The organism is Chitinophaga sp. ARDCPP14, from assembly GCF_051362515.1.
Taxonomy (GTDB): domain Bacteria; phylum Bacteroidota; class Bacteroidia; order Chitinophagales; family Chitinophagaceae; genus Chitinophaga.
This window is the reverse complement of the sequence record NZ_JBKIXB010000001.1, coordinates 772,843-795,300: the sequence shown is the minus strand read 5'-3', so window position 1 is coordinate 795,300 and position 22,458 is coordinate 772,843. Positions and strand designations below refer to the sequence as shown.

Here is a 22,458-nt window from a genome sequence, read left to right as displayed (position 1 = left end):
ATAAAAGTATCATTTCATGAAGCATGAACATATTGAAGGACTGATCGCAGCCGCATTTACTCCCTTTCACGGGGATAGCTCCCTGAACCTGGAGCTGGTACCCGCTTTAACCGATAAGCTGGTAAAAGACGGCTTAAAAGGAATATTTGTTTGCGGCAGTAATGGCGAAGGTCCTAACATGACCACCGAAGAAAGAATGCAGGTAGCAGAAGCATTTGTAAAAGCAGCCGCTAAGCGGTTGCTGATCATTGTGCACGTTGGTCACAGCAGCATCGCCGAATCGCGGAAGCTGGCCGCCCATGCGGCCTCCATAGGAGCAGACGCCTTTTCCTCGGTGGCCGCATTTTATTTTAAACCTACTTCGGTACAAGTGCTCGCCGATGCCATGGCGGATATTGCCGCTGCCGCGCCTGCACTGCCTTTTTATTATTATCATATTCCTACGCTCACCGGTGTAGGCATGGATATGATGGAGTTCCTGGAAATAGCCGGCAACAGGATCCCCAATCTTGCTGGTATCAAATACACCTCTTCCACCATCCAGGAATATCAATCCTGTTTTAATTATCAGAACGGTCGCTTCGATGTGCTGTTCGGATTCGATGAGTTGTTGCTGCCTGCATTGGCTGTAGGCGCCAAAGGTGCTATCGGCAGCACATATACTTTTGCCGCACCGCTGTATCTGCAAACAAAAGCGTATTTTGAAAAGGGCGATATAAAAGCCGCGCAGCAACAGCATTTATTCATGGTAGAGGCGATCAGGATCTTTGCAAAATACCCGCCTATACCGGCGCAGAAGGCGATTATGAAAATGCTGGGCTGGGACCTGGGGCCATGCCGGCTGCCTTTAACCACGTTTACTCCCGCGCAATACGATAAATTGTATAAAGAGCTGGAAGCCATTTCATTTTTTCAGAAAGTACAGCATTCATGAAATACCTGCTTTATTCGATATTTATGATGACAACGGTGAACAATATCAACGCCCAGGTAAGAAATGTGCAATGGTCTGTGGCGGCAGTGCTTCCGCCTGCTGCCGGGCAACCGGTGCAACCCGGCGTAGCCGGGCCGGTAGCAGGCATTAGTAATGATATAATGATCGTGGCCGGTGGCGCCAATTTCCCGGCGGCCATGCCGTGGAACGGCGGTATAAAGAATTATAAACAGGACATTTATATTTTCCGGCAAGATGGAAAAGGAAATGTGCTGCCGGGTGTGGTAAGCCGGCAATCATTGCCGCAACCGCTGGCGTATAGCGCCAATGTGAGCATGCCGGAAGGCCTTATTTACGCAGGTGGTGAAAATGATCACGGTCCCACGGATAAAGTAACGTTGCTAACATGTAACACTGCCGGTGAAATTACTTTCACATCGCTGCCATCATTACCGGTGGCGCTCACCAATTTATCGGGCGCCTGTTATCAGCATACGCTGTATATAGCCGGTGGCGAATCGGTGAACGGTCCCTCCGCTAAATTCTTTTCGCTGGATGTATCCACGCCGGGCGCTGCCTGGCAAACGCTGGCAGATATACCGGTGGCCGTTTCCCATGCTGTAATGGCGGTACAGGATGGCGGCGTGTACCTGGTCGGAGGCAGACGGAAAAACAGTAACAGCATCAGCGATATTTTTAATACCACTTACCGCTATGATCTGCATACAAAAGCATGGACCCGGAAAAATCCGCTGCCTTACCCTGTATCCGCAGGCACGGGGCTCGCCGTGGGGGATCATGAAATCCTGTATTGCAGCGGCGACAAAGGAGCCGTATTCAGTAAGATGGAAGCGCTGAATGCCGCCATCAGTGCGGCTACTGATGCCATCAGGAAAGAAGCGCTGACAAATGAAAAGAAGGCGTTGCTGAATACACATCCGGGATTCACAAAAGAAGTATTACTATATAACACCACCACCGGCCAATGGAAAGCAACAAACGCTTTAACGATGGAAGGACCTGTTACCACCACCGCGTTGCTGTGGAACGGGGTGATCATGATTCCTTCCGGGGAAATAAAAGCGGGAGTGCGCACGCCGGTGATAATTTCGGGTAAATTATTTTTCAACTGATCTGAGTATCATGTCCAATAAAGGAAGTTATCGCTGGGTAGTAGTAGGATTGCTATGGGTAGTAGCATTGCTGAATTACATGGACAGGCAGATGTTGTCGACCATGAAACCCGCCATGCAGGTGGATATTGCAGCTTTGCAATCGGCCACGAATTTTGGCTACCTGATGGCCATCTTCCTATGGATCTATGGATTTATGAGTCCGTTGTCGGGTATTATTGCGGACAGGCTTAACCGGAAATGGCTGATTGTGGGCAGCCTGTTTGTGTGGTCGGGGGTAACATTTGCCATGGGCTATGCTACTACTTTTCAGCAGCTGTATTGGTTACGCGCGGTGATGGGCGTTAGCGAGGCGTTGTATATACCGGCCGGACTGTCGCTCATAGCAGATTTCCATTCCTCTGCCACCCGGTCGCTGGCTGTGGGGATTCATATGACCGGGCTTTACATGGGACAGGCGCTTGGCGGTTTTGGCGCTACTATTGCCGCCAGGTTCTCGTGGCATGCTACCTTTCATACGTTTGGTATCATTGGTATTGTGTACTCGCTGGTGTTGATCGTATGTTTGAGGGAAGCCGTGAAAGGCCCGCCGGATACGGTAAAGGAGCGGCCGCCTTTTCTGAAAGGGTTTGGATTACTGATGACAAATATTTCTTTCTGGATACTCTTGTTTTATTTTGCTATTCCGAGTCTACCTGGCTGGGGGATCAAAAACTGGCTGCCGACTTTATTTTCTGAAAGTTTACAGATAGATATGTCGGCCGCAGGCCCTTTATCTACCATTACTATCGCGGCTTCTTCTTTCCTCGGGGTAATTTTCGGAGGCATATTATCTGACAAGTGGGTACAGCAAAATAACAAGGGAAGAATTTACACCAGCGCCATCGGCTTATCGCTGACCATCCCTGCATTGCTGCTGATAGGGCTGGGACACAGCCTGGCGCACATAATGGGAGCGGCTGTGCTGTTTGGTGTAGGCTTTGGTATGTTTGATGGCAATAACATGCCTATCCTCTGCCAGTTTGTACCATCGGGGTACCGGGCTACTGCCTATGGGATACTGAATATGTCCGGCGTATTTGCCGGCGCTTTTATCACCGATCTGCTGGGACGCTCCACGGATGCGGGCAATCTCGGGCAAAGCTTTGCCATGCTGGCGGGAATTGTACTGGTAGCGATTATTATTCAACTATGTTTTTTGCGTCCGAAAACCAATGATATTGACCTGATAAATAAATAATAATGATTAAAAAGATAATGACTGTGCTGCTGCTGATATGCCTCGGCACTGCGTATGCGCAACAAAAAGAAATACCCGTTTTTATTTCCGGAACAGATGGTTATAAAACATTCCGCATCCCTGCAATTATTGCATTGCCCGGTGGCGATTTGCTGGCTTTTGCAGAAGGCCGTGTAAACGGGATGGACGATTTCGGGGATATTGATATGGTGATGAAACGCAGTAAGGATAAAGGCAAAACCTGGTCGCCCATGCAGGTGGTGGCAGGCGCCGATAACCTGCAACTCTCCAATCCCGCGCCGGTGGTTGATCTTACCGATCCGGCCTATCCGCAGGGCAGGGTCTTTCTTTTTTACAACACGGGTACACATAAGGAGGGAGATATTATTAAAGGCAAAGGAATAAAGCATTGCTATTATATCACCTCTGCGGATGGCGGTCGCACGTGGGCGGCGCCGGTGGATATTACGTTGCAGGTGCATCGTCCTAAGCAACCTGATATTGACCCGGCGTTTAATTTTGCGGAAGACTGGCGCTATTACGCCAATACGCCTGGCCATGTTATGCAGTTTTCTGAGGGGAAATTTAAAGGAAGAATTTTTATTGCTGCCAATCACACTGCTGGTAAAGCATTGCCCGGCGCGCGGCATTATGTGGCACATGGGTACTACACCGATGATCATGGTAAAACATTTCATTTAGGCAACAGTATTAATTTGCCCGGTAGCAATGAATCAATGGCTGCTCAACTCTCCGGCGATAAGCTGATGATGAACAGCCGTAACCAGGCAAAGGATGTGAAGGAGCGGATCGTGTCTGTCAGCAGTGATGGCGGCGCTACCTGGGATACCACTTATTTTGACCAGCAGCTGGTAGACGCCGTATGCCAGGGCAGCATCCTGGACATAGGTACTTCTAAAGGCAAAAAGATACTCGCCTTTTGCAATGCCGCCGATTCACTGGAAAGGGATAACCTCACACTCCGCATCAGTTTCGACGACGGGCGCACCTGGAAGAAAAGCTATGTCATCTATAAAGGGGATGGCTCAAAAAAAGCCGGATATGGCTACGCGGCATACTCTGACATTGTGCAGCTGGGCCGGAAGAAAATAGGTGTGCTGTATGAAAAGGACCACTATTCTTCCATTGTATTTACGGTGGTAAACTGGAAGTAAACCGGTATTGCGGCGGCTGTCGCAAATACGACACTATTTTGTCGTATTCAGCCATGCCGGGAATAAAATACTCATGCTATGTTTGCATTAACAATAACGGTTAACATTTAAATCTTAAAAACATGCAAACAGCTAATAACACAACGAAGATCACGGTAAGCGCAACCATTAATGCACCTGTTGCAAAAGTATGGGAGTTGTGGAATGCACCCGAACATATTGTTAAGTGGAATACTGCTTCAGAGGACTGGCACTCTCCAAAGTCTGTAAATGACCTGCGCCCGGGTGGTAAGTTCGAAACCCGCATGGAAGCTAAAGACGGCAGTTTTGGTTTTGATTTCGGTGGCGTGTACGACGAAGTGACGGAACACGAACTCATTACCTACACCATGGGTGATGGCAGAACAGTACGGGTGACCTTCTCCACTGCCGGCGACACCACCGCTGTTACAGAAACCTTTGACGCAGAAGACACCCATAGCGTTGAAATGCAACAGGGCGGCTGGCAGGCTATCCTGGATAATTTCAAAAAATATACAGAAACACTGGCTTAGTCATCTCGGGAAAGCTATATAACCGCATGGATCCATGCGGTTTTTTTATACCTGTATCCAGGTAGATTTAAATGACTGTTTGCAGGTATTGCTGAATTGCCGTGGTATTCCGTCTTTTGGGGTATAATTTCCCCCATGGTTATCATGTGGCTGGAATATTAAAAACAGAACTTGTTATGAACCGGAAATCACTGCTGATCGGTTGTATGTTATACTTTGCATCGGCTTCCATCACGGCATCTGCGCAAAAAGGAGTGGAATATATTCTCCCTGCTGCTTCCTTCGATGAGGCGGCTACCAACAAGTTACTGGAGCCCGGCACTGCTACCATCCGGGGTAATGCTTCTCTGAAAAAGAAAGGCAAAGTTAATTTTGCCACAAAAGGCCATAATATCATCCTGTTTCCGGTAACCCCTTATTTTACTGAGTTTCTTGAGCTGAAGAAGAAGTACAACAAAGGAAAGAAACAAGCCTCCATGACTAACGACGCCTTCACTTACCGCATAGAAGGCCGCTACCTGGATGACCAGGGTAACTTTGAATTTACAGAACTCAAACCGGGGAAGTATTATCTCGTTACCTGGATTGAGTATGAGCGGAAGAAGAATCTTATCCTCCGCACCGGTACCCGTACCTTTTACAACGTATACAGCGGCAATGAAGTCAGGTCTGAACCTATTTATAATGCCTATTCTTATTATTATCAAGCAGAAGATGAAGTAGCCGGATTTGTAGAAGTAAATAAAGAGGGAGAAGTAGTGAATACCGTTATCAGTAACTAAACAGAGCCATGAAAAAGATATTCTTATTTGCTGTTCTTTTGATGGCATTGCAAGTACAGGCACAAACCGTCAAAATTCCGGATGCCAATTTCAAAGCGGCGCTGATCAACCAGGGCTTTGATACCAACAACGACGGGGAGATACAGGCAGCCGAAGCCCAGAAGGTGACCCGGCTGTATGTAAATGGCGCTGGTATTGCCAATCTTACCGGTATTAAAAATTTTACCAACCTCAAGGAATTTGGTTTTTATGATAACCAGATCAAAACACTGGACCTGGAAGGGATGGCCAGCCTGAGAAGCATTTACGGCGCTAATAACAACATGGAGTATGCACGCGTGAAGGGCCTCACCAACCTGGAAACCATGTACCTCAATGATAACAAGATCCGTGCGCTGGATCTCACCGGGCTTAATAAGCTGAACGACCTGAAGATGTACCGGAACGCTTTATTTAAAGTGAATTTCAGTCACCTGCCGAACCTGGAAAATGTAGAACTGCAGTATAATAGCCTGGTAGAATTCGTGGCGGAAGGATCGGGGGTGAAAAAACTGAATCTGAACAATAATAATATTTCTTCCATTGATCTTACATCTTTGAAAAAACTGGAGAAGGTGGACCTCGATGACAATATGTTTTTGTCGACCCTGAAAATCCGTGGATTACGGTCTCTCAGATCATTGTATTGTAGCCCCAATTTAATAAAGAACCTAAACATGAGTGGTACAGTGAGTTTGACGGAGCTCAGCTGGTAAATCAGTTATAGTTTATATGAGGGGGATGTTATATTTTCATGTAAGATATATTGTCCACGTCATTTAAATTTTTCGTTCATGGGACTAACTTTCCTGCAGATTTTATTGGGAATTACGGCTGTTTCCACTGCATTGATGGGAGGCCTTTTCTACGCCTATTCCTGTTCTGTTAACCCGGGGCTTGGCCGGTTATCTGATATCGGTTATTTGTCGGCCATGCAATCTATCAACCGGGCTATCCTCAATCCGGTATTTTTTGCTTCTTTTTTAGGCTCCCTTGCTTTATTGCCTGTTTGCACCTGGGCATATTTCAGTTATTCAGTGTCGCCTGGAAGCTGGTGTGTATTAGGTGCTACATTCGTTTATTTTATTGGCGTTTTTGGTGTGACGATGGCCGGCAATGTTCCGCTCAATAATGCATTGGACAAAGCGGATCTTACCGCTACTTCTGCGGGGCAGCTGGCGGAGCAGCGGGCAGCGTTCGAGGAACGATGGAACCGGTTGAATATGGTGCGGACGGTGGCGGCTGTAGGTACGGTGGCATTGATGGTGGCGGGGTGTATTGGCTTGAGATGAGTATCAGGAAGGCATCTTCCCCTTTAATGTAATCCGTTTTTCATGTACATAATAATAAAATAATCCTCCTCCAAAGTACATTACTACATCCCACATATCTCCGGTGTAGGCAGCAGAAAACTGTGGCATTACCCATTCAAAAACTACCGACATATATAGTGCGATAAACAGCAGGTAAGAAATTGGATAGCTGTAACTTTCGTCGCGGACAATGTAGCTACGCGTAAAAGCAAGCGCAAGATGCGCTATAGCAGGTACCGCCATGAAATCGGTGAGGTGTCCGTTGAGCAGCGGAACCGGGTGCCCCATATGCCGGAAGATGTGGATGATACTCCATAGTCCGCAGTAACTTAGGAATAATGGATCAAATAAGCGTTTCATTTTACAATACAAACATAATAGCGCCTCCGAGCAGCAGTGTAACAAGTAACGCCATTACGGCAAACAGGTAAAACGCACTGTCTTTCAACAATTTTACGGGTGTGGCATCTGTTGATTTAACAGGAAGAATGCTGTTCCTTAATCTTTGCAGTAAAGGCTGGTCTTCCTCCTGCAGATCATCCGGTTCATTATTCATATTATCGGTATTTAGAACAAATGTACTAAATATTATTATTTTTAGATCAATTGTTCTAAATTTGATTATGGATACGCGGACAAATATTCTCAAAACGGCGCTGGAACTTTACAACAGCCAGGGTGTAAACACAATTACCAGCAGGCATATTGCGGCAAAAATGGGCATCAGCCCGGGGAATCTGCATTATCATTTCAGGCAAACAGATGAAATCATAAAGACGCTTTATGAGCAGTTGGCCGCCGGTTTTGATGCCCTGGTTTCGGAACTGGAATTAATTAATCCCGTTACACTGGATACGCTCCAGGATTTTTCTGTCCGTTCGCTGGAGCTGGCATATAAATACCGTTTTATATTTTTACATTTTGTGGAGATAAGCCTGCGCGTGCCTGCCATCAGGAAAGACTATTATGCGCTCACACGACGCCGGGAAAAAGAATTCTTTATTATTTTCGGCCAGTTGAAAGCAGCGGGGATTTTCCGGACCGATTTTCCGGAAAGTATCTGGGAGTCGTTGGTAACGCAGATATTTATTATGGGAGATTTTTGGTTGTCGAATAATGAATTAACCGGGAAGCTGAGGGGAAGCCAGGCGATAAAACATTACAGTAAAATTTTCTCCGCCATGTTTTATCCTTACCTCACACCGTCAGCGCAGGCACGTATGGCGGAGTAACTCTTTCTCGGCCCTGTTATTCTTTAAGAAATGCTGTAATCATGGTGGTAACCAGCAGCGGTATTTTACTTTGCTTATCTGGTGCACAAATTTCTCCGATATAGTCGCCATGACCGCCCGGCAGAATCGCCAGTTGCGCATGCGGTAACACGCGTGCTAATAATAGCGCATGTTCCGGCAGTATAGGCTCTGCGTAACCATTTATCACCAGCGCTGGCGCCTGGATACTTTTTATATCTTCAGTGCTGATATCTTTAAAATTTTCCATCCTTGCCACATCCCGGTGAAACATCGCTTCAAGTCCTTTGGGATCAGGGTTAGCTTCCAGGTACGCTTCTTTTAGCTGCGGAGGCATATTGTCCAGAGTAGTGTTTTTAAAGCCATCAAAGAAACCGGGAGGTGTACCATCGCGCCTGAAAAGGGCAGAGGCCAGTACCAGTTTATTTACCAGCTCCGGATGCCGTATGGCAATTTGCAGCGCAGTGGTGCCTCCATTACTGAAACCCATAAAGCTGGCCTTGGCAATGTGCAGTTGCCCCAGAAGAGCGGCCACATCATCCGCATCCTGCTCAAAGCTCAGCGGCCGGTCGATGTCGGCCGTATGACCATGCGCCTGCAGTTCTATGGCAATTACCTGGTGTGTTTTTGCCAGCTCCGGAAGGATGGCACCATAGTTGGACTTAATGGTAGAACCTCCGCCATGAAGCAGTACCAGCGGCGCCCCGCTGCCATGGATCTCATAATACATCTTTAAGCCATTCACCGCTGCATAGTGGCCCGTTTGTTTTTGCTGTGCAGTCATCTGCAAATGTGTTACGATTAATAAGAGTATAAAAATAATGGATGTGCGTTGCATATGATATGTATTTTGATAGGGTAAACCTACATCAAAACACGCGATCCTGATGGGTGCAAAAATGCCAATTTGCAGGGCAATTGCGACAATAAAATCAACATACGGGCATGGCTTTTTTCACAACTTGGCTTATATTAGAGCCATTAACCTACTATTCTTATGAGAGCAGAAGAGTACAAACAAAGGTTCAGGGAAGATGATCCCGTTGGATGGCTTTCAATAGACAGTGCCCTGGAAACGGTGTACGGTAAAACCGAACCCCGTCATTACGGACCGCTCTGTGGCATACACTTTATGGCCGGAGGCACTGACCCCATCGATGGCGCAAGCATTTACGATTCGAGCAAACATGAATACCACAGGCATATTATCAGTTATGGCATGTCGGAGCTGTACTACGACCAGGACAAGGCTGGTGGTGAGTTCAGCAAATGGGGCTTTGAATTTACCTTCCGGTTGAAACCATTTGCGGAAGATAAGGATGACCCGCTGTGGGCCGTTCATGTAATGAACAACCTTGCGCGGTATGTATTTAACAGTGGGAAATGGTTTGAAGAAAATCATTTTATACCAGCCAAAGGCCCTATACGGCTCGATACCCAAACGGAGATAACCGCTTTTGTGCTGGCGCTCGACCCCGAACTGGGAAGAATAGAAACGCCACACGGCGAAGTGTCTTTCCTGCAACTGGTGGGCATAACAAATGCTGAACTGGAAAGACTGATGCGGAATCCTACTACTACTGAAGTGGCTACGCTGATCAGTGAACTGAAAAAAGATAACCCTCTGCTGATAACAGATCTGAACAGGAAATCATAAACAAAATTCAATGCCGGGAAATTTCGATAATGATTGATAATGATATAAAGCGGCTGTCGCGACTCACTGCCATCTTAACCCAGTTGCAAACAAAGCGGCTTTTGACGGCAGCAGAATTAGCCGGTAAATTTTCGGTGAGCAACAGAACCATTTACCGGGATATTAAAGCACTGGAACAGGCAGGCGTTCCAATCCTGACAGAAGAAGGAAGAGGTTATTCCCTGATGGAAGGGTACCGGATTCCGCCCGTTATGTTTACGGAGAACCAGGCCAACGCCTTGATTCTTGCAGAACAGTTAGTGCTGAAAAACAAGGATGCTTCTTTCATTAAAGATTATTCAGCAGCCATCGAAAAAATAAAAGCGGTACTAAGACATCATGTAAAAGATAAAGCCAATCTCCTGGCAGAACGGACACAGTTTGACCAGAACCTTAACAGGGAAAGGAACAGTAATAACTTATCTGATCTGCAGTTTGCCCTTACCAATTTTTATGTAACAAGAATTGAATATGCCAATGAAGCCAACAAAGTGACCAACAGGTTGATTGAGCCTTTTGCATTATTAAACACAAAGGAGAACTGGTTATTAGTAGCGTGGTGCCGCTTACGCAAAGAGTTCCGGTATTTTCGCCTGGACAGGATTAAACGACTGGAAACCCTGTCTGAAAAGTTTACCCCTCATAAAATGACCTTGCAGGAATATTTTGACAAATATTACTAACCCCTTCCTACCCTTGACATAGGGCTGTCAATACCCCCACATAATTTTGCTTAAACATTAAATGAATAAAAATGGATTTGCAAAATTTAGTTACAAATTATGCCGGCTATAATTTGTCGGTAAACCACCAGTTTGTGGATTGGTTGTCCAATAAAACAACGGAACAGTTGAACCAGGAGTCGCCGTCAAGTTTTTCCAGCATCCTCAAAACCTTGAATCACATTTGGGGAATGGAAGAATATTGGTATTCCATTATTTGCCAGCAAACAGACTTTATAAATCGTTATGGCATAGAAGACCTCAACGCGGACGAAGTTTTTCAGGGACTTATTAACAGGTCGCAAGTGCTGGCAAATGAGATAAAATCATTCTCCCGGAATGATTTAGTAGAAAAAATAAAAGTGGTAAGTCCCTGGTTTGAAGCCAACCAATCCCGCTATGAGTATATACAACATTTTGTTAATCATGGCACCTATCACAGGGGACAGATAGTTACTATCGGCAGAAGTATCGGGATAACGGATGCCCCGGGAACAGACTATCTCTTCTTTAATGTAAGAAAGGAGCAGCAATAGAAGTGCCTGCCAAAGCGGTGTAGCCCCTGCAATGAAAATTTGCAGGGGCTTTTTATCTTGTTCCCGGCATCGGGCTGTGCGAATCTCTTTGCTTTAAACACTTTTAATTAACTTGCTTCCACACTGATAGCATCTGTTTATGCGTTTTCTTACTTTAATATTACTTTTTATCGCCGGTAGTGTATCTGCCCAGTTTACGGATGGCGAGCAATATGTCCGCTCCCGGGAGTGGAAAATTGTTTGGTCGAAAAGTACGCTGTTCTGGCGTTGCATAAATGGGATGAAAGCGGATGCCTCAAATAAAGAGGCCGTTCAGATCTGTAATTGCCAGGTAGACGCGATCGACGGGTATTTTCCTATGAAAAAGATAAAGGAGTATGAGCGCTTGTATCCTAATTTTTCACTGGCTAAACTTATAGAAAAAGATACCCTGCTTCAGGCTCGCATTGATCAATGTTACAAAGATATTTCCCAGACCAATCTCTTTTTCTCACCCGCTCAGATTTTAGCTTATCGTGATTCTATGGCCGCCTATATTCGCGGGAATCAAAAGGAGAAACTGGATGAAAGCAAGATAAATCCATATTGTGATTGTGCGGTATCTATTATGACAAAGCGGAAAATAAATACGCAAACCATTAAAGATATGAACGATCCCAATTCCATGTTATTTAATGAAATTGCCTATCGTTGCGGTGGGTATCCCTATAAAAAAGTATCCCCTACCACTTCCTGGAGGGCGACCGATAGCTTGGATGTAACCAGTAACAGGAAAATCGATTCTATTGATGTAATTACCGTAAGCGCCATGACGAAGCTGAAAGTAAAAATAGGACCGCTCGTAAATGTGTGGATGCTGGATTGCGGCGCCACTGACATGCTGGTGTCAGATACCATGATCAATAAATTGCTTCAATTAAAACTGGTTTCCGGCAATGATTTCCTGGGGCAGCAAACATATACCCTTGCCAGCGGGAAGGAGATTTTGTGTGATGTGTACAGGATCAACAATGTTCAGGTGGGTAAATTCACCGTTAATAACCTCGTTATTGGTGCCTCTAAAGAAGCAGATACCTTTTTGCTCGGCAAAACTTTTCTTAACAAATTCCGGCGCTGGTCTATTGATAACCAAAGTAATCAATTGATTTTAGAGAAATAGCGCTGTGGTCATGTTCTTCCATATTTATATTTTTTGGAAGAATGCTTACCTTTGAAAAGGTCAAAGCATTAGTAAAAATCACTTATGGAAGCTAAAGAAACGTTGAAAGCTCATATTGGGAAGTTTGTCAGTTTAACCGATGAGCAGTTTGATTATTTCTTTTCACATTTTAAGCCACTGAGCTTTAAAAAAGGGCAGGCTATTATTGTCGAGGGCGATACGGTAGATTGTGAATACTTCGTGATTTCAGGATGCTTAAAATCTTTTTTTATCAATGATGATCTGAAAATGTTCATCCTGCAGTTTGCCATGCCCACATGGTGGGCTTCTGACTACAATGCGTTATATAATCAAACCAAAGCCACCATCAATGTAGATTGTATAACCGATGCGGATGTTCTTGCGCTTACTAGCAGCGACAGGGAAAAGCTATGTAACGAACTGCATACTGTAGAGCATTTTTTCAGATGGAGGACCAACAGGGGATATGTTGCTGCTCAAAAGCGGTTGTTGTCCTTTATGAACAATAATGTGAAATACCGTTACGAGGAGCTGTTAAAACTATATCCGGAACTTTATAACATGGTTCCTAAGAACCTCATTGCCGCATATCTGGGCGTATCAAGGGAAACCCTCAGCAGGCTGTAATCTATAAGCTGGTCTATATCTTTTTCTGGAGCAGGTATTTAAATACCTGCTTTTTTTATTTCCCAATTAAGGTTCGATTAAATGAAAAGTGACCTGGATCACATAAGTAATGCCTCCCTTCAAATGTGATGTAGATCACGCAGCCGTGTTGAAAATGCTACCGTACTTTGGGGTAACATAAAAACATAAAAACATGGAAACAAAAAAATTTGATATCGTAAGCACCCAAAGCAACATCGATTGGGTTGGCAGAAAAGTAACCGGCGCCCACAACGGCACCATCGCCGTTAAAGAAGGCGAACTTCTTTTGAATGACGGAAAACTTGCCGGTGGTAAGTTCGTCATCGACACCACCTCCATTAAAATACTGGATGTAACAGACCCTGCAACAAATGCGCAGTTCTTTGGTCACCTGGCTTCGGATGATTTTTTCTCTACCGATAAATATCCGGAGGCAACATTGGAAATCACCTCCGTGGTGGGCAATCATGTTGAAGGTGATCTGACCATTAAAGGTATTACGCATCCGGTCGGTTTTGATGTGGCGGTTAATATTAACGGCGACCAGGTAACTGCTACCGGCAAGCTGGTGATTGACCGTACCAGGTACGGCATAAAGTTCCGCTCAGGTAATTTCTTTAAAAACCTGGGAGATACCTTAATCTATAACGATTTTGAACTAAACGTAACTGTAACCGCTAAAGCCGCCTGAAAACGGCTTTAGCATAAAAACCTAAGTCATGCCATACGTTAAAATAGAAGTAACCCGTGAAGGCGTTACAAGAGAGCAAAAGCAAATCCTGATTAAAGGTGTCACTGACCTGATCAGTGACACCCTGAATAAAGATCCGCAACTGACCTTTGTGGTCATCCGGGAATATGACCTGGACGACTGGGGTGTTGCCGGGGAACAGGTATCTGTATTAAGAGAGAAAGGGATAACCGCTGAAAAAAAATAAGGCCATGAAAAAGCAAACAGTAATAGTTACCGGCGCCTCATCGGGCATTGGCAAAGAGGTAGCCCGGCACTTTTTAAAAAACGGAGATAATGTAGTAATTAATTCTTTAACTGCCGGGAAACTGGAAGAGGTTTACCAGGAGTTAGGCGCGGGCGAAAACCTGGCTATGGTAGCCGGTAATGTGAAACATAAAAGTACCGGTGAGAAGATACTGGCAACAGCTATGGAGGAATTTGGTTCGGCAGACGTATTGGTAAACAATGCAGGTATTTATGAAACAAAGCCATTTCTTGAAGTGGATGAAGCTTATCTCGACAAATTTCTTGATACCAATCTGAAGGGTACTTTTTTCACTACCCAGGCGGTTATTCCACAAATGCTCCGGCAGCACCACGGCGTGATCATCAACATCGGTACGCCATTGGTAAACCACGCGTTGGGAGGCGCTCCATCTACTGCGCCATTGGCATCAAAAGGGGCGATACACGCACTCACCCTGCAGCTGGCTGCCGAATTCGGCAAGGATAACATCAGGGTCAACACCATTGCCCCGGGTGTAATACGCACACCTATGCGCGGTGATAATGCCGGTCAGAGCGCAGGACTGCATTTACTGAACCGCATTGGAGAAGTGGAAGATATTGCTGAAATGGTTTATACCGTTGCTAAGAGTAACTTTATTACAGGCGCCATCATCGACGTAGACGGCGGAATGGCGGCAGGACATCATCTGAAATAACATGAAAACACTTTTTTTAACCGCTTTTTTGTCCGGCGTCATACTGGTATTAAAAGCACAAAATTCAATGAAAATGGAAACCAGTCAACAGGATTCCCTGGCAATTGCCCAGGCGCTGGAAGAATATTATTTCAAAGGAATTTACGAAGGCGACATCAGCATCCTGAAAAATATCTACCATCCCGGTACCCTATTGTTCGGAGATGTAAAGGGCCAGCCATACGCCAAAACCCTTGATCAGTACCTGGATGGTGTAAAGAACCGACAAAGTGTGAAAGATTCCGGCAAACCTTTTAAAGGAACCATCATCTCGATTGATGTTGTTAATACTATAGCGATGGCAAAAATTCACGTTAAAATGTATGAGTTTAATTATGACGAATTTCTCTCGTTTCATAAAATCAATAACCGGTGGATGATTGTTAATAAAATGCTTACCGATATAGCGGACTAAAATTTAGAAGTTCAGGTAGTATTATAGCAGAGATTTGTTATAAGTTATCAAGCATAATTTTTCCATTAAAGCAAGTAATTAATTAAATAGTTAAATTACCAGGACTATTTAAGAACAGCTTAAAATTAAATTATGACAGCAGATGAAATTTATTTAAGCATAGCAAAAGGCATCGCTAATGCTATCGACGAAAGTAACTGGACAAATGCTAAATTGGATATAGAAGTTGTTGCCAATGGAGTGGTAGGTTACACGGGCGACTACCAGGCTGGTAGTACCGCCGTTGACCTGTCTGTCAGAAAAATTCCCCGGGAGATCAGGAATTGGATAAAAGAATTACACAGTATTACTACTGAGGGAGGGGCGAACAAATGGAACAGGGCCATTTTCAGATTGGAGCCTGATGGTAAGTTCAATATAGAATTTATCTGGGATCAGCAGCTTCATGACCAGGTTGAAAATTTAAGCTAGTTTTTTCGCTGTCAATGGGTCCTAACTATCCGGTTGAACGTCTGTTTTACGGAAGTACCACGTAAACTGAAAACGATCACCCAATTGACCACGTTGAATAGATGAAACAAATAAAGCCTCTCGGATTGTTGATCCTTAGTCTGCTGCTCTGTCATCTCGCCTTCGCGCAGCCCGTAAGAATTATTTTTGATACTGATATGGACTCCGACGTCGATGACGTGGGCGCCCTGGCTATGCTCCATGGTTTCGCCAATCTCGGGGATGCCGAGATACTGGCGGTTATGGTATCCAGCCTTAATCCATGGTCGCCGGGAGCAGCCGATGTGATTAATACCTACTACGGCAGGCCAGATATCCCTATTGGCGCTGTGCAGCGATTTGGCGTGTATCATAAGTCCAAATATGCACGCAGGCTTTGCGAAGAATTTAACCCCAATGTTAAATTAGGAGAAGATATGCCGGAAGCTACGTTGCTGTACCGGAAGATACTGTCGTCACAACCGGATACAAGCGTGGTGGTGGTGACGGTGGGCGACCTGACCAATCTTTCCAAACTGCTGCAAACGGAAGCAGATCAGTTTAGTGAATTGAAGGGTATTGACCTGGTAAAGAAGAAAGTGAAGCGCCTGGTATGCATGGGAGGCAGGTATCCGGCAGATCAGGACCCAAGGCCCTGGGGAAATTTCAAATCCGATCCGCACGCCACCCAACATGTGGTTGCAGCATGGCCTACCCGCATATATTTCACCGGCGGCGGGGCTTTCGCTGACAGTGTGCCAACCGGGAGGATTTTTTTCAGGGAACAATATAAACACACGCCGATGGCGCATGCCTACAAACTGTTCCTGGAAAGCTGGAAAAGGAATTGGCACCACAGCGCCGACCTGATTGCGGTTTATGTGGCGGTGAAAGGGCACCAGCCTTATTTCAGGCTGGAAGAACGCGGATATAACCACATTTTTGAAGACGGAACAAATTTGTGGCGTTTAGCGCCAAACGATGAACGGCATTACCTGGTCAGTGAGTTTGCGGAGGGTATTGATCCAAAAGTGATTGCAGAGAAGTTTGATGCAATGATGGTGATGCAAAAGCAATCCGCCAGCCATTAGCACTATTCGCGGTTTTTTTCTAAATTTGACCAAACGCGAAAGGTTGGGCAATCAGCATTCTAATATCAATACAGCCAGTGATAAAAAGATACCGGATGAAGATGTAAGGCAGTTTTCTATTTTTTATGATAAATATAGTGCTGCAGTATACAACACCGCTATGGTTTTTACCAAAGGAGATCAGTCACTATGTGAAGATATCGTGCAGCTTGTTTTTATGCGTATGTGGGAAACCCGCACAAAGCCGGGAACATTAAAAAAGCCGGAACATTACCTGTACATACTTGCCCGGAATATTATTTTCGACACATTTAAAGCGCGTGCACGCCAGCTACATCACCAGCTACAGCTGGGCGAATTGCTTCACGATGGTCCCGATTCACCTATCAAGATCCTGGCTGCCAAAGAATACGCAGGAATTTTGAAGCAAGCGGTGGAATCCCTTACCCCGCAGCAACGTATTATATTTCAACTGGCAAAAGAATCAGGCATTTCCCATGCCGAAATCGCAGAAAGAATGGAGATCAGCATCCAGACTGTGCGAACCCATCTGAAATTGGCTACCCGGGCAGTTCGCCACTATGTAATGGCCCATATAGAAGACCCTGAAATTTTAATGATTTTGTTGGTGTTGTTGATGCAATAATAGTCAACACCCATTTTTTTTCAATTCAACTACCCACTTTTAGCCTGGTGGTCGTCTTTATATTGTATCGCTTTAAAAACCGTTTATGGATGAGATTTATTTCCAATCCTTACTTGAGAAATACCGTAAGAACGAAATTTCCGCCGGCGAGTTGTCTGAATTTACAGAAGCCATAGGTACGGGCGTTTACGATGAAACCGTGAAAGCGTCCATCCAGGGCTCACTCGAATCAACGGCCCAGCAGTGGGATGAAACGCGGCAACAGGTGGTGTTGAAAGAAATACTCCGGCAAATCGAGGCAGAAACGCCTGTGAAAAGGCTCCTGCCGGAACGGCGGAAATGGTTGTCTGTTGCGGCAGCCGTACTTACTATGCTGGCTATCGGCTGGTACACCGTTAACCGGTTAAAAACAAAGCCGGTCCATGAAAACCAGATCGCGGTTCAGGACATTAGCCCTGGTCGCCCCGGCGCGGTGCTGATACTGGCAAACGGTAATAAAGTAGTGCTGGATACCGCAGGCAACGGAACAGTGGCTTCGCAGGCGGGTGTTGACATAGTGCTGAACAACGGGGGCCTGGCCTATGCACCTGCCACGTCCGGAGAGATGGTTGCAGAGGAGCTGAATACTGTTCTTACTCCACGGGGAAGACAGTTCTCCATTGTTTTACCGGATGGTTCAAAGGTTTGGATTAATGCAGAGTCTTCACTCCGTTTTCCCGTTCGCTTTTCGGGAAAAGAACGCCAGGTGCAGCTGACAGGAGAGGCTTATTTTGAAGTCGCGGAAAATTCATCCCAACCCTTCAGGGTATTGGTGAATGATAAAACCCAGGTGTTGGTGTTAGGTACTTCTTTTAATATCAACGCTTACGGCGATCAGCCACGGGTGAAAGCAACGCTGGTAACAGGTAAGGTAAATATCCGTAGCGGGAAGGCTGAAGCTATCCTGGTACCAGGGCAGGAAGCCAGTATAGCCGGCGATATTACCGTTGCCGATCATGCAGATATCAATAAAGCTATTGCCTGGAAAAACGGTGCTTTTGATTTCAATAATGTAACTATAGAAGAATTAGCTACACAGCTGGAGCGCTGGTACGATATAGAGGTGACCTATGATCATCATATTTCGCAGGTCCCGTTTGGCGGCAAAATAAGCCGGAAGGTCAGCCTGAAAACGTTAGTCAGGTTAATGGATGGTACAGGGCTTAGTTTTCGCCTCGCAGAAGGCCGTAAGCTGATAATAACAGAAAGAAAATAAATTTCAGATAAAAGTATATATGTAAGAAAGAAAGGCCAACCAAAAGAAAACCGGAAGTGATTGGAGCCACTTCCGGTATAAAGCTTAGTTATTAAAGAGCGTGCCGCTCAATTTATCAACCAAACACCTGCAAATTATGCAAAAAACTGCTTATCAGCTAAGCATTTTCGGCGCGTGCCATATGGCGGCGGTCCGGAAAAAAAAGATTATCAACCAAACATTGCTGGTAATGAAACTAACCATTCTCCTTTTAACAGGAGCTCTTCTACAGGTGTCTGCATCCGGGCTGGCGCAATCGGTTACTTTTTCTGCTAAAAAAGTACCACTGATAAAAGCACTCAATGCGCTGGAACAACAGACGGGCTTCTACGCTTTTTTCAAGAGCCGTGAAATTCAGCGGCTGACGGAAACCAGCAATATCACCATTGCTGCGAAGAATATGCCGCTTAAGCAATTCCTGGACGAGCTGCTTAAAGAAACGCCGTTCACCTATGAGCTGGATGATAATACCATCGCATTGCAGATGAAAGGTCCGGCACCGCTAGAGGCAAAGAAGGAGGTAACAGCCCCCGCCGCTTCTCTTTCCGGCCAGGTAACTGATATTGACGGAAACCCGCTGCCGGGAGCAACAGTAATGGTATGGAAAACAACGATTGCTACTTCCACCGATGGACAAGGACGTTTCCTGCTGAATAATATATCGGACAATGCCAGCATTGTCATATCATCTATTGGTTATATGCCAATGGGGCTCCGACTGTCGGCCAATAATACTATTATGTCGGATCCTGTCCGTATTACTACCGGCAACGGGCAACCAGATCAAACCGAAGGCAATGCCCAAAGCAATTTTCGCATGCTGTCTTCCGGTATGGTAAATGTGCGTTTGGCCAGGCTGATCAAAGGCATTGAGGGCGTAGTGGTAACGGGACTTTTCCAGCGTTCGGGCAATAATTTTACCGGCGCATCGAAAACAATTTCCGGTGCAGAACTGAAAAAGGTGAGCGCCAATAATGTATTCGCAGCTATATCTGCACTTGATCCTTCTCTCAGGATTGTGCCCAATAATGTGGCCGGTGGCAACATTAACCAGCTTCCTGAAATCCAGATGCGCGGGCAGAACTCATTTCCCAATCTCACCGGTCAGCTTTCTGCCAATCCTAATGCCCCTTTATTTATCCTTGATGGATTTGAAGTAACGCTTCAGCGTATCGTGGACCTGGACATGAACCTGATCAATAGTATCACCTTGCTGAAAGATGCGTCTGCTACTGCCATTTACGGGTCCCGCGGGGCAAACGGCGTAATGGTGGTTACTACTGTTACACCAAAACCAGGCAGGATACAGGTAACATTCAACAATGATTTCCGGTTTACGACCCCCGACCTGTCCGTGTATCATCTTTTAGACGCTGCGGAAAAACTTGATTTTGAACAGCGCGCCGGCGTTTATACTTCCTCAAGTGCGCAGGCTCAGCACAAGCTGAATGTGCTTCGCAATGAAAGGTACAAAGCCATGAAAAGCGGCGTGAATACCGATTGGCTCAGGATCCCGGTTCAGGATGGCGTCAGTAACCGCAGCTCACTATATCTGCAGGGGGGAGACCAATCAATCCGCTATGGATTACAATTTTCCGCCGATCTGCAATCAGGTGTAATGAAAGGACAAGACCGGAAAAATTATTCCGGGCAGTTTGATCTTAATTATGTAGTCAATAAACTGCAGTTCAAAAACTCTGTCCGCATCTTCCAGAATAAGTCAAACGAATCTCCTTACGGCGACTTCAGTGAATATGTAGCAATGAATCCCTATTGGGCGCCTTATGATGAGAAAGGGAAACCAAAACAAATGCTGGAGGATCTGCTGATCAATTACACTAATTACACGCAAACGAATCCCGCGTATGATGCGAGTCTTCATTCTGTAAACAGCAACCAGTACTTTGGTATTTCCAATAACTTCCAGATGCGTTATACGCCGGTACCATTCCTGTACCTGGAAACAAGCCTGAGTCTTAATAAGCAGAATGCCTCCGGAGACCAGTTTTATTCCGCCCAGGATTCCCGTTTTGCAGAGATAACGGACCTCAGCAGAAAGGGAAGTTATACCGTAAGAAATGAAAATAGTTCTAGCTATGAGAGTCTGACCACCGCTAACCTCAATATCTCACGGGGACCTCACCAGTTGTTTTCAATGCTTGGGTTTAATGTTTCCAACAGTAACAGCAACTATTACTCCGTGGTGACAGAGGGCTTTCCTTTTGATAAGCTGGATAACCTGTTGTTTGCGGCACAATACGAAACAAACGGGCGACCAACCGGTGATGAGAGTACCATCAGGAGAGTGGGTGTGGTGTACAGTGGAAGCTATAGTTATGACAACCGCTTCCTGGCTGATGTTTCCGCCCGCCGGGACGGATCATCACAATATGGAACGGAAAAGAAATTTGGAACATTCTGGTCGGCCGGTATAGGCTGGAATATCCATAATGAAGCATTTTTCAATAAAAGCAGCCTGGTGAACAGGCTTAAACTGAGGGCCAGTTATGGTTCTACCGGTTCACTCAATATTCCGGCTTACAGCGCCCAATCCCGGTATAACTTTGGTGTGAACACCAGCTATTTCGGAGAACTGGGAGCGGTCCTCATCGGGTTGGGCAATGAGTTCCTGAGCTGGCAGAATGTGTATAAGGCGAATGTTGGTATGGATGCGGTATTATTAAGAGAGAAACTGGATCTCCGGCTGGACCTGTATCGTGAGAATACCAAAAACTCGCTGACGCAGATTACCCTTGCTCCCTCCACAGGATTTAGCAGTTATGCAGAGAACTTAGGCCAGATACAGAATACAGGACTCGAATTCTCTGTACGGTATAAAATCCTGGAGAAGAGCGCTAAAGGACTTTTATGGTCAGTGAATGTAAATGGATTCACCAATAAAAATATCCTGAAAGAGTTATCCAATAAATTGAAGGCTTCCAATAACAAACTCAATGTGGCTAATAGTGATCAGGTCACTCCGAATGTACAGTTTGAAGAAGGAGAATCTATTAATACCATTTATGCGGTTCGTTCGCTGGGTGTAGACCCGGCAACCGGTTCGGAAGTCTATCTTACAAAAGACGGAAAAAGAACTTTCACCTGGGATGCAGCAGATAAAGTACCGGTGGGCATTAGTCAGCCTAAATGGAATGGTAATTTCGGCACCAACTTTATGCTGAAGGGCTTTGAGGTCAACCTGATCTTCAATTACCAATGTGGTGGCCAGCTCTATAATCAAACGCTGATAGACCGTGTTGAATCTGTGGATCCCTCGTTTAACGTGGACCGGAGGGCATATGATCTCGGCTGGTCCGGGCCGGGAGATGTAAGTCCGTATACCCGTATCGGTGTTTCCACCCAACCTACCCGCCTGACCTCCCGTTTTGTTCAAAACGATAACAACCTGACGCTTAGTTCGGCTTCCTTCGGATATAACTTTTACAGGAGTCCGTTTATAAAAAGAATTGGTATGCGGAGTTTACAGGTGACAGCCATTACCAATGACTTTTTCCGTGCAAGTAGTATTCAGATAGAACGTGGTACCAGCAATCCATTTGCCCGTACTTATTCCCTTTCACTCAGAGCCGGTTTTTAAAATTATG

26 protein-coding genes are annotated in these 22,458 nt (G+C 45.6%); 23 read left to right on the top strand and 3 right to left on the bottom strand.

Features of this window, described 5'->3' with window-relative positions:
* The first annotated feature begins 16 nt into the window (after window positions 1-16).
* The 8 genes from ACLHR0_RS03100 to ACLHR0_RS03065 all read left to right on the top strand — a co-directional run bounded on the left by ACLHR0_RS03100 (window position 17) and on the right by ACLHR0_RS03065 (window position 7,149).
* On the top strand, window positions 17-934 hold the full coding sequence (locus ACLHR0_RS03100; RefSeq protein ID WP_436484656.1) for a dihydrodipicolinate synthase family protein: 918 nt from the start codon (window positions 17-19) through the stop codon (window positions 932-934).
* A complete protein-coding gene (locus ACLHR0_RS03095; protein ID WP_436484654.1) occupies window positions 931-2,067 on the top strand; it encodes a kelch repeat-containing protein in 1,137 nt (378 codons plus the stop codon). The genes ACLHR0_RS03100 and ACLHR0_RS03095 overlap by 4 nt, the downstream gene beginning before the upstream one ends.
* A gap of 10 nt (window positions 2,068-2,077) precedes the next feature.
* Window positions 2,078-3,307, top strand: coding sequence for an MFS transporter (locus ACLHR0_RS03090; protein WP_436484652.1), 1,230 nt, complete (start codon window positions 2,078-2,080; stop codon window positions 3,305-3,307).
* Between the two features lie 2 nt (window positions 3,308-3,309).
* Window positions 3,310-4,482: a sialidase family protein gene (locus ACLHR0_RS03085; RefSeq protein ID WP_436484650.1), complete on the top strand. Its 1,173-nt coding sequence runs from the start codon at window positions 3,310-3,312 to the stop codon at window positions 4,480-4,482.
* A 122-nt stretch (window positions 4,483-4,604) separates the two neighbouring features.
* Window positions 4,605-5,036, top strand: coding sequence for an SRPBCC family protein (locus ACLHR0_RS03080; protein ID WP_429045109.1), 432 nt, complete (start codon window positions 4,605-4,607; stop codon window positions 5,034-5,036).
* A 176-nt stretch (window positions 5,037-5,212) separates the two neighbouring features.
* Entirely contained in the window at window positions 5,213-5,818 is a 606-nt protein-coding gene (locus tag ACLHR0_RS03075) for a hypothetical protein (protein WP_436484648.1), read from the top strand.
* An 8-nt stretch (window positions 5,819-5,826) separates the two neighbouring features.
* Window positions 5,827-6,573 carry a hypothetical protein gene (locus ACLHR0_RS03070; RefSeq protein WP_436484646.1) on the top strand — a complete coding sequence of 249 codons (747 nt, stop codon included), beginning with the start codon at window positions 5,827-5,829 and terminating at the stop codon, window positions 6,571-6,573.
* A gap of 78 nt (window positions 6,574-6,651) precedes the next feature.
* On the top strand, window positions 6,652-7,149 hold the full coding sequence (locus tag ACLHR0_RS03065; protein ID WP_436484644.1) for a DUF1772 domain-containing protein: 498 nt from the start codon (window positions 6,652-6,654) through the stop codon (window positions 7,147-7,149).
* Between the two features lie 3 nt (window positions 7,150-7,152).
* Here the strand turns inward: ACLHR0_RS03065 and ACLHR0_RS03060 are convergent, their stop codons facing one another.
* Together ACLHR0_RS03060 and ACLHR0_RS03055 are read right to left on the bottom strand one after the other, a co-directional pair.
* Entirely contained in the window at window positions 7,153-7,530 is a 378-nt protein-coding gene (locus tag ACLHR0_RS03060) for a hypothetical protein (protein WP_436484642.1), read from the bottom strand.
* Between the two features lies 1 nt (window position 7,531).
* On the bottom strand, window positions 7,532-7,726 hold the full coding sequence (locus ACLHR0_RS03055; RefSeq protein ID WP_436484640.1) for a hypothetical protein: 195 nt from the start codon (window positions 7,724-7,726) through the stop codon (window positions 7,532-7,534).
* A 67-nt stretch (window positions 7,727-7,793) separates the two neighbouring features.
* Between ACLHR0_RS03055 and ACLHR0_RS03050 the strand changes: the two genes are divergently transcribed.
* On the top strand, window positions 7,794-8,402 hold the full coding sequence (locus tag ACLHR0_RS03050; RefSeq protein ID WP_436484638.1) for a TetR/AcrR family transcriptional regulator: 609 nt from the start codon (window positions 7,794-7,796) through the stop codon (window positions 8,400-8,402).
* Between the two features lie 16 nt (window positions 8,403-8,418).
* Here the strand turns inward: ACLHR0_RS03050 and ACLHR0_RS03045 are convergent, their stop codons facing one another.
* Entirely contained in the window at window positions 8,419-9,204 is a 786-nt protein-coding gene (locus ACLHR0_RS03045) for an alpha/beta fold hydrolase (protein ID WP_436484636.1), read from the bottom strand.
* Between the two features lie 213 nt (window positions 9,205-9,417).
* On the opposite strand from ACLHR0_RS03045, the gene ACLHR0_RS03040 reads away from it, so the two are divergent.
* The 14 genes from ACLHR0_RS03040 (at window position 9,418) to ACLHR0_RS02975 (ending at window position 22,451) form a co-directional block, all read left to right on the top strand.
* Window positions 9,418-10,077 carry a suppressor of fused domain protein gene (locus ACLHR0_RS03040; protein WP_436484634.1) on the top strand — a complete coding sequence of 220 codons (660 nt, stop codon included), beginning with the start codon at window positions 9,418-9,420 and terminating at the stop codon, window positions 10,075-10,077.
* A 29-nt stretch (window positions 10,078-10,106) separates the two neighbouring features.
* Entirely contained in the window at window positions 10,107-10,799 is a 693-nt protein-coding gene (locus ACLHR0_RS03035; RefSeq protein WP_436484632.1) for a helix-turn-helix transcriptional regulator, read from the top strand.
* A gap of 71 nt (window positions 10,800-10,870) precedes the next feature.
* Complete coding sequence (locus tag ACLHR0_RS03030; RefSeq protein WP_436484630.1) at window positions 10,871-11,374, top strand: DinB family protein; 504 nt, start codon at window positions 10,871-10,873, stop codon at window positions 11,372-11,374.
* 139 nt (window positions 11,375-11,513) lie between these two features.
* Window positions 11,514-12,533, top strand: coding sequence for a retroviral-like aspartic protease family protein (locus tag ACLHR0_RS03025; protein ID WP_436484628.1), 1,020 nt, complete (start codon window positions 11,514-11,516; stop codon window positions 12,531-12,533).
* Between the two features lie 84 nt (window positions 12,534-12,617).
* A complete protein-coding gene (locus tag ACLHR0_RS03020) occupies window positions 12,618-13,181 on the top strand; it encodes a Crp/Fnr family transcriptional regulator (RefSeq protein ID WP_436484626.1) in 564 nt (187 codons plus the stop codon).
* A gap of 193 nt (window positions 13,182-13,374) precedes the next feature.
* A complete protein-coding gene (locus ACLHR0_RS03015) occupies window positions 13,375-13,893 on the top strand; it encodes a YceI family protein (RefSeq protein ID WP_436484623.1) in 519 nt (172 codons plus the stop codon).
* Window positions 13,894-13,921: 28 nt separating this feature from the next.
* Window positions 13,922-14,140 (top strand): tautomerase family protein, encoded by a 219-nt coding sequence (locus ACLHR0_RS03010; RefSeq protein WP_436484621.1) that lies wholly within the window; start codon window positions 13,922-13,924, stop codon window positions 14,138-14,140.
* A 4-nt stretch (window positions 14,141-14,144) separates the two neighbouring features.
* The gene (locus ACLHR0_RS03005) at window positions 14,145-14,879 is read left to right on the top strand and encodes an SDR family NAD(P)-dependent oxidoreductase (protein ID WP_436484619.1); all 735 of its coding nucleotides are present in this window, start codon (window positions 14,145-14,147) and stop codon (window positions 14,877-14,879) included.
* Between the two features lies 1 nt (window position 14,880).
* Window positions 14,881-15,333 carry a nuclear transport factor 2 family protein gene (locus ACLHR0_RS03000; RefSeq protein WP_436484617.1) on the top strand — a complete coding sequence of 151 codons (453 nt, stop codon included), beginning with the start codon at window positions 14,881-14,883 and terminating at the stop codon, window positions 15,331-15,333.
* A gap of 132 nt (window positions 15,334-15,465) precedes the next feature.
* Window positions 15,466-15,804, top strand: a complete 339-nt coding sequence (locus tag ACLHR0_RS02995; protein WP_436484615.1) for a hypothetical protein — start codon at window positions 15,466-15,468, stop codon at window positions 15,802-15,804.
* A gap of 125 nt (window positions 15,805-15,929) precedes the next feature.
* Window positions 15,930-16,913 (top strand): nucleoside hydrolase, encoded by a 984-nt coding sequence (locus ACLHR0_RS02990; protein ID WP_436484613.1) that lies wholly within the window; start codon window positions 15,930-15,932, stop codon window positions 16,911-16,913.
* 25 nt (window positions 16,914-16,938) lie between these two features.
* Complete coding sequence (locus ACLHR0_RS02985) at window positions 16,939-17,559, top strand: RNA polymerase sigma factor (protein WP_370909531.1); 621 nt, start codon at window positions 16,939-16,941, stop codon at window positions 17,557-17,559.
* Window positions 17,560-17,644: 85 nt separating this feature from the next.
* Window positions 17,645-18,814, top strand: coding sequence for a FecR family protein (locus tag ACLHR0_RS02980; RefSeq protein ID WP_436484611.1), 1,170 nt, complete (start codon window positions 17,645-17,647; stop codon window positions 18,812-18,814).
* A gap of 136 nt (window positions 18,815-18,950) precedes the next feature.
* Window positions 18,951-22,451 (top strand): SusC/RagA family TonB-linked outer membrane protein, encoded by a 3,501-nt coding sequence (locus ACLHR0_RS02975; RefSeq protein ID WP_436484609.1) that lies wholly within the window; start codon window positions 18,951-18,953, stop codon window positions 22,449-22,451.
* Window positions 22,452-22,458: the final 7 nt, after the last annotated feature.